Below are 7,163 nucleotides of genomic sequence, written 5' to 3'. Positions count from 1 at the left end.
GTGTCGACACCCGGATGCAGCTTGCCGTCGCTGAACGCCTCTTCCAGACCCGGGCACGGCGGCAGGCGATGGAAGGCGGCGCGACGCTGATTGATCCGGACAGCGTCTTCTTCAGCTATGACACGAGGATTGGCCGCGATGTGGTTGTCGAACCACATGTTTTCTTTGGTCCGGGGGTTTCGGTCGACGACGCGGCGACGATCCGCGCCTACTCGCATATCGAGGGAGCGGCCATTGCCGGCGGAGCGGTCATCGGGCCATTCGCACGGCTGAGGCCGGGAGTGGACATCGGCGGCGGGGCCCGGGTCGGGAACTTCGTGGAGGTCAAGAACGCCGTCGTCGACGAGGGCGCCAAGATCAATCACCTGGCCTATGTCGGTGACGCTCATGTCGGAGCGGCGGCGAATATCGGCGCCGGGACGATCACCTGCAATTACGACGGCTTCTTCAAGTACCACACCGAGATCGGCGCCGGCGCTTTCGTCGGCTCGAACAGCGCGCTGGTGGCGCCGGTGACGATCGGTGACGGCGCCTACGTCGGCTCTGGCAGTGTCGTCACCCATGACGTGGAGCCCGACGCGCTCGCCGTGGCGCGGGGACGGCAGTCCGACCATCCCGGCTGGGCTGCCAGGTTCCGCAAGCGATCGGCCGCGAAGAAGGCGCGTCGCAAGGGCTAGGCGCGCCTGATTCCTCCGCGGGCGGTCGGGCCGGTCGCGCGTTAAGGCTGGAAACAGGATGTGATTTCTCGCCGCCCGCGCTCCCGCTAATACTCGCGGCGCAGAATCCGATTCCGGCGAGCGGAGCGTTAACGATATGTGTGGCATTGTAGGAATTCTCGGCTCCGGACCCGCGGCACCGCTTCTCGTCGATGCCCTGAAGCGGCTCGAATATCGCGGCTACGATTCCGCCGGGGTCGCAACCCTCGAAGACGGCCACCTGACCCGATGCCGTGCCGAGGGGAAGCTCCGAAACCTCGAAGACCGGCTTGCCAGCCAGCCGCTTTCCGGCCGTTCGGGGATCGGTCACACGCGATGGGCGACCCATGGTGCGCCGACCGAGCGAAACGCGCATCCGCATGCCACCGAGCGCCTGGCGCTGGTTCATAACGGCATCATCGAGAATTTCCGCGAACTCCGGGAGGAGCTCGAGCAGGCCGGCGCCGTCTTTTCCACCGACACCGACACCGAAGTGATCGCGCAGCTGGTGAGCCGAAACCTCGACCAGGGAATGGGCCCGGCCGACGCGGTCAGCACCGCGCTCGGCCGCCTCGAAGGGGCCTTCGCGCTGGCGATCCTGTTCGACGGCGAGGACGACCTGATGATCGGGGCGCGGAGGGGCAGTCCGCTGGCGATCGGTTACGGCGACGGCGAGATGTTCTTCGGCTCGGACGCGATCGCGCTGGCGCCGTTCACCGACCGGGTGACCTATCTCCAGGATGGCGACTGGGCCGTGCTGACCCGCAGCGGGGCAACGATCTACGACGCGGAGGGTGCCAAGGTCGAGCGTCCGCCGACCCGGGCGCTGGTCAGCAGCCTCCTGGTCGACAAGGGCAACCATCGCCACTTCATGGCAAAGGAGATCTACGAGCAGCCGGAGGTCGTCGGCCATACCCTCGGCCACTATCTCGACTTCGCCGCGGGCGCGTGCGGGACGCTGGCCGGCGCCGAGATCGATTTCGCCTCGCTCGACCGGTTGTCGATCACCGCCTGCGGGACCGCCTATTACGCGGGGCTGGTCGCCAAATACTGGTTCGAGCGCTTCGCCAGGCTGCCGGTCGACATCGATATCGCATCGGAATTCCGTTATCGCGAGCAGCCGCTGGCGCCGAACGGGCTGTCGATCGTCGTGTCGCAATCGGGCGAGACGGCCGATACGCTCGCCTCGCTGCGCTATGCCAGGGCCGAAGGGCAGCGGGTTGCCGCGATCGTCAATGTCCAGGAATCGACCATCGCGCGGGAATCCGATTTCGTCTTGCCGACGCTCGCCGGTCCCGAGATCGGCGTCGCCTCGACCAAGGCCTTCACCTGCCAGCTTTCGGTCCTTGCCTCGCTCGCGGTCGCCGCCGGCAAGGCGCGGGGTTTCCTCTCGAAGATCGACGAGCAAAGGCTGGTCCGGGCGCTCAGCGAGATTCCGCGGCTGATGAGCCAGGCACTCAGGCTCGAGCCGCAGCTCGAGGCCCTTGCCCGCGATCTCGCCAAGGTACACAACATGCTTTACCTTGGCCGCGGCACGAGCTTCCCGATCGCGCTCGAAGGCGCGCTGAAGCTCAAGGAAATCTCCTATATCCATGCCGAGGGCTATGCGGCGGGCGAGCTCAAGCACGGACCGATCGCGCTGATCGACGAGAACATGCCTGTCGTGGTGATCGCGCCCTATGACCGGATCTTCGACAAGACGGTCTCGAACATGCAGGAGGTGGCGGCCCGCGGCGGACGGATCATCCTCCTGACCGATCCGAAGGGACGGGATGCGGCGGCGATCGATGCGGTGGAGACGGTGATCCTGCCGGAGATGCCATCGACGATCACACCGCTGGTCTATGCGGTTCCGATCCAGCTTCTGGCATACCACACCGCCGTTTTCATGGGGACCGACGTCGACCAGCCCCGAAACCTGGCGAAATCGGTAACCGTGGAATAGCGGCCCTTCGCCGGACCGCCTGCCTCAGCCGCCGCGTCGGCTGGTCGCCGCCGATATTTGCGGCTTCTCATTTCCCCCGCATTGGCTAGATAATGGTCCGGTCCGGTCGCCATGCGCGGGCCGAGGAGGGTCGGGATATGACGGACGGTGAGAAACCGCCGGAACCATCGCTTGCCGAACAGGCGAAGCGAAGCCGCGGCATGCACCGGTTCCGGAACTATTTCCTGACCGGACTGGTGATCGCGGCGCCGTTGTTCTTGACGGTCTATATCACCTGGGCCTTCATCGTCTGGATCGACTCCTGGGTGACGCCGTTCATCCCCGCCGCCTACAGCCCGGACACCTATCTGCCCTTCAAGGTGCCTGGCTTCGGCCTGGTGGTGGCGATCCTCTTCATCACGCTGCTCGGCTTCCTGACCGCCAACCTGATTGGACGCACCGCCATTTCCTGGGGCGAGTCGCTGCTTGGCCGGATGCCGGTGGTGCGGAACCTCTATCGCGGCCTCAAGCAGATCTTCGAGACGGTGCTCTCCAACCGGGCGAAATCCTTCCAGACCGTCGGGCTGATCGAATATCCGCGGAAGGGCCTCTGGGCGATCGTCTTCGTCGCCACCGGCACGCGCGGCGAGGTCGGCCATCGCCTCGACAGGGAAGGCGAGCGGATGCTGTCCGTCTTCCTGCCGACGACTCCCAATCCGACCTCCGGCTTCCTGCTCTTCGTCCGGGAGGCCGATGTCACGATCCTCGACATGACCGTCGAAGAGGCGGCGAAGCTGGTCATCTCGGCCGGGCTGGTGAGCCCCGATTATCAAGTCGACGAAGAGCAAGCCGAATCGGCCGGGGAGCCGGTGACGATCGGCGAAGCCGGTCGGCGGATCGGCGCCGACGCGACACTCAACCGGCCCTGAGCAGGCGCACGGCGTCGTCGCGCCCGAATAGATAGAGAAGCAGCCGCAACGCCTCGCCGCGGGGGGTGGCGAGGTCCGGGTCATTGTCGACGATCCGCCTCGCGTCGTCGCGGGCCGCTTCCATCAGCGCCGCGTGGACTTCCAGCCTGGCGACGCGGAAGCCCGGCGTGCCGGACTGGCGGGTGCCGAGGATTTCGCCGCCGCCACGCAGGCGAAGGTCCTCCTCGGCGATGACGAAGCCGTCCTCGCTCTCGCGCATGATCCGCAGCCGGTCGGTGGCTATGTCGCCGAGGGGGGCCCTGTAAAGGAGCAGGCAGACCGACGGGCGGTCGCTGCGTCCGACCCGGCCACGCAGCTGGTGGAGCTGGGCGAGCCCGAAACGCTCGGCATGTTCGATCACCATGATCGTCGCGTCGCTGACATCGACGCCGACCTCGACGACGGTCGTGGCGACCAGGACCTTCGTCTCGCCGCTCACGAACTTCGCCATCTCGGCGTCTCGTCCTGCGGCGTTCATCCGGCCGTGGACCAGCCCGACGCCACCGCCGAGCGCCGCATCCAGCGCCGCGTAGCGCTCTTCCGCCGCGGCGACGTCGAGGACCTCGGATTCCTCGACCAGCGGGCAGACCCAATAGGCCTTGGCGCCGGCGGCGGTCGCCGCGCGGATACGCCCAACCACCTCGTCGAGGCGGGAGAGGGGGATCGCCCGCGTCTCGATCGGCCGCCGGCCGGCCGGCTTTTCGGTGAGCCGCGAGACGTCCATGTCGCCGTAATAGGTCAGGACCAGAGTGCGCGGAATGGGCGTGGCGGTCATCACCAGGACGTCGGTCGCGTCGCCCTTGGCGGTCAGCGCAAGCCGCTGGTGGACGCCGAAGCGATGCTGCTCGTCGACGACGACGAGGCCGAGATCATCGAATTCGACGCCGGACTGGAAGAGGGCATGCGTGCCGACAAGGAGCTGGATCGAGCCGTCGGCGAGGCCCGCCACCACGCGTGACCGCTCCGCCACACGCTCGCGACCGGTGAGCACCGCGACGCCGATGCCGGCCGCGTCGGCGAGGGGCGCGATGGTGCGGGCATGCTGGCGGACCAGCAGTTCGGTCGGGGCCATGATCGCCGCCTGGGCGCCGGCCTCGATGGTCGCGGCGGCGGCGAGGAGGGCGACCACGGTCTTGCCCGACCCGACATCGCCCTGGAGGAGGCGGAGCATCCGCTCGGGCTTGCGAAGATCGGCATCGATCTCGGCAAGTGCGTCCTTCTGGCTGCCGGTCAGCGAAAAGGGCAGGCTTTCCAGTATCTTGTGCCTCAGACTTCCATCACCGTGGCGGGCCTTTCCCGATCGCCGGCGCTGGTGCGCGCGCATCAGGGCGAGGGCCAACTGGCTGGCCAGCAATTCATCATAGGCGAGGCGGGAGAGATGGGGGCTGAGCGGTTCCATGTCGGCGGCCGCTTCCGGGTGGTGGGCGGCGCGCAGCGCGGCGGCGAAATCCGGCCAGGGATGCTCGCCAAGAAGCGCCGGATCGAGCCATTCCGGAAGATCCGGCACGCCGTCCAGCGCATCGGCGACCGCCTTGAGCAGGGTCTTGCGGGCGAGGCCCGCGGTCATCGGATAGACCGGCTCGATCAGCGGGAGGTCCCTGAAATCGGCTTCGGACACCATATGGTCGGGATGGACCATGCTCGGGCGGCCGTTGAACCACTCCATACGGCCCGAGACATAGCGTGTCTCACCGACCGGCAGCATACGCTCCAGCCATGGCTCATTGGCGTGGAAGAAGGTGAGGGCGATCTCGCCGGTGTCGTCATGGGCGAAGACCCGGTAGGGAATGCGGCGGTTGCCGCGCGGCGGTTTCTGGTGGCGGTCGATCCTGACCTTGAGGGTGACGATCGCGCCCTCGGGCGAGAGCGCGATGCCGGGCTGGCGGCTGCGGTCGATGATCGCGACCGGCAGGTGGAAGAGCAGGTCGATCGCCCGCGGCTCGCCGTCGGGCTCCGGACCGCCGAGGAGCTTGCGCAGCGTCACCGCGAGCTTCGGTCCGATGCCGGCGAGGCTCGATACCGGGCGAAACAGGGGGTTGAGGATCGGCGGGCGCATGGCAGGCCGACGATAGCCGAGGCGAAACGCCCGGTCGATGCAAAGAGGTCGGCCGCGGCGCCGGTTCGGCACAGGCCTTTGGTGGGGATTCCGCCCCGGAAAAAGTGTCCTCGGATGTCGAAGTCGTGGTCATCCGATCGTCTTTTGCCAGGAAGGGGAAATCCCGGTCGGGCGTCTCTCCTGACAAGACTGCGTCATAGAAGAGGTATATGAGAACCGGAATCGGCGTATTGATCCCTCCCGGCGTCGATCCCCGCGTTCCTTTTGGAAAGACCGACGACATGCACAAGAGCTTCTTCCGGAGCGCGCTGGTGCTTGGCCTGCTTTCCGCGGCCGGCCCCTTCGCCATCGACATGTACATCCCGGCGCTGCCGGCGATCGCCGAGGACCTCTCGGCCTCGACCGCCGCGACCCAGATGACGCTGATGGTCTTCTTCGTCGCCTTTGGCGTCTGCCAGATCGTCTATGGCCCGGTCTCCGACATGATCGGCCGCAAGCCGCCGCTCTATTTCGGCCTTTCGGTCTTCGTGCTGGGCAGCATCGGTTGCGCGCTCGCGCCGGACATCGGCTGGCTGATCGCCTTCCGGACCGTGCAGGGGATCGGCGCCGCCTCGGTGATGGTGATCCCGCGCGCCATCATCCGCGACATGCATACCGGCACCGAGGCGACGCGGCTGATGGCGCTGGTCATGCTGGTGATCAGCGTATCGCCGATCCTGGCGCCGCTCGCCGGGGCCGCGCTGATCGCCCCCTTCGGCTGGCGGGCGGTCTTCGTCGTCGTCATGATCGCCGCGATTGCCGGCCTCCTGCTGCTTGCGCTGTTCCAGCCCGAGACCCGGCCGCCGGCCGACCGGGTGCGGGTCAGCCTGACGAGCCTCGCCGACGGCTTCGGCCGCCTGTTGAGGCATGGCCGGTTCCTCGGCCTGACCTTCATCGGCGGACTCGGTTTCGCCAGCTTCTTCGCGTTTCTCGCGACCTCGTCCTTCGTCTATATCGACCACTTCGGGCTGACTGCGATCGAATACGGGCTTGCCTTCTCGGTGAACGCGGTCGGTTTCTTCGGCACCTCGCAGATGGCGGGCTGGCTGGCGTCACGGTTCGGGATGATGCGGGTGGTGACGCTGGCGACCCTCGGCTATGCCGCCTTCACGGTCCTCCTTTTCGCCGCGACGCTCGCCGGCTTCGACAGCCTCGCGGTGCTGATCGTGCTCCTCTTCTGCGCCTTTGCCTTTCTCGGCCTGGTCATCCCCACCACCATGGTGCTGGCGCTCGAGGAACACGGGCCGATCGCCGGCATGGCCTCGGCGCTTGGCGGGACCCTGCAGATGGTCGCCGGCGCGGTGGCCATCGTCATCGTCAGCTTCTTCTTCGACGGGACGACGATGCCGATGGCGACGGCGATCGGCCTGTGCGGGATCGGGACCTATCTGCTGGCCCGGCTGACCCTTCGCGGCGGCGACGTCACGGCCGACGCGCCCGCCTGATAGTGGTCATCGTTGCCGGCTACGAGCCGTCCGGGG

At 67.2% G+C, this 7,163-nt stretch carries 5 protein-coding genes; 4 read left to right on the top strand and 1 reads right to left on the bottom strand.

The window, feature by feature from the left end; all coding sequences use genetic code 11:
- From KDJ86_RS11995 to KDJ86_RS11985, 3 genes are all read left to right on the top strand, one after another.
- Positions 1 to 677, top strand: a 677-nt coding sequence (locus KDJ86_RS11995) for a DapH/DapD/GlmU-related protein (RefSeq protein WP_291745897.1), incomplete at its 5' end; no start/stop codon positions are given.
- 136 nt (positions 678 to 813) lie between these two features.
- Positions 814 to 2,640 carry a glutamine--fructose-6-phosphate transaminase (isomerizing) gene (gene glmS / locus KDJ86_RS11990; protein WP_291745895.1) on the top strand — a complete coding sequence of 609 codons (1,827 nt, stop codon included), beginning with the start codon at positions 814 to 816 and terminating at the stop codon, positions 2,638 to 2,640.
- A gap of 137 nt (positions 2,641 to 2,777) precedes the next feature.
- The gene (locus KDJ86_RS11985) at positions 2,778 to 3,548 is read left to right on the top strand and encodes a DUF502 domain-containing protein (RefSeq protein ID WP_521085284.1); all 771 of its coding nucleotides are present in this window, start codon (positions 2,778 to 2,780) and stop codon (positions 3,546 to 3,548) included.
- On the opposite strand, the gene recG is transcribed toward KDJ86_RS11985, so the two are convergent.
- A complete protein-coding gene (recG, locus tag KDJ86_RS11980; RefSeq protein ID WP_291745892.1) occupies positions 3,535 to 5,643 on the bottom strand; it encodes an ATP-dependent DNA helicase RecG in 2,109 nt (702 codons plus the stop codon). The genes KDJ86_RS11985 and recG overlap by 14 nt on opposite strands.
- A 281-nt stretch (positions 5,644 to 5,924) precedes the next feature.
- Here recG and KDJ86_RS11975 point away from each other — a divergent pair, with 281 nt between their 5' ends.
- A complete protein-coding gene (locus KDJ86_RS11975) occupies positions 5,925 to 7,127 on the top strand; it encodes a multidrug effflux MFS transporter (protein ID WP_291745899.1) in 1,203 nt (400 codons plus the stop codon).
- Positions 7,128 to 7,163 lie beyond the last annotated feature (36 nt).

The organism is Bauldia sp., assembly GCF_020442045.1.
Classification (GTDB): domain Bacteria; phylum Pseudomonadota; class Alphaproteobacteria; order Rhizobiales; family Kaistiaceae; genus Bauldia.
The sequence above is the reverse complement of the archived record's forward strand: the minus strand, read 5'-3'. Positions and strand labels throughout refer to the sequence as shown.

Coding starts and splice junctions, on each gene's coding strand:
- glmS (WP_291745895.1), top strand. CDS start 814: ATGTGTGGCATTGTAGGAATTCTCGGCTCCGGACCCGCGGCACCGCTT.
- KDJ86_RS11985 (WP_521085284.1), top strand. CDS start 2,778: ATGACGGACGGTGAGAAACCGCCGGAACCATCGCTTGCCGAACAGGCG.
- recG (WP_291745892.1), bottom strand. CDS start 5,643: ATGCGCCCGCCGATCCTCAACCCCCTGTTTCGCCCGGTATCGAGCCTC.
- KDJ86_RS11975 (WP_291745899.1), top strand. CDS start 5,925: ATGCACAAGAGCTTCTTCCGGAGCGCGCTGGTGCTTGGCCTGCTTTCC.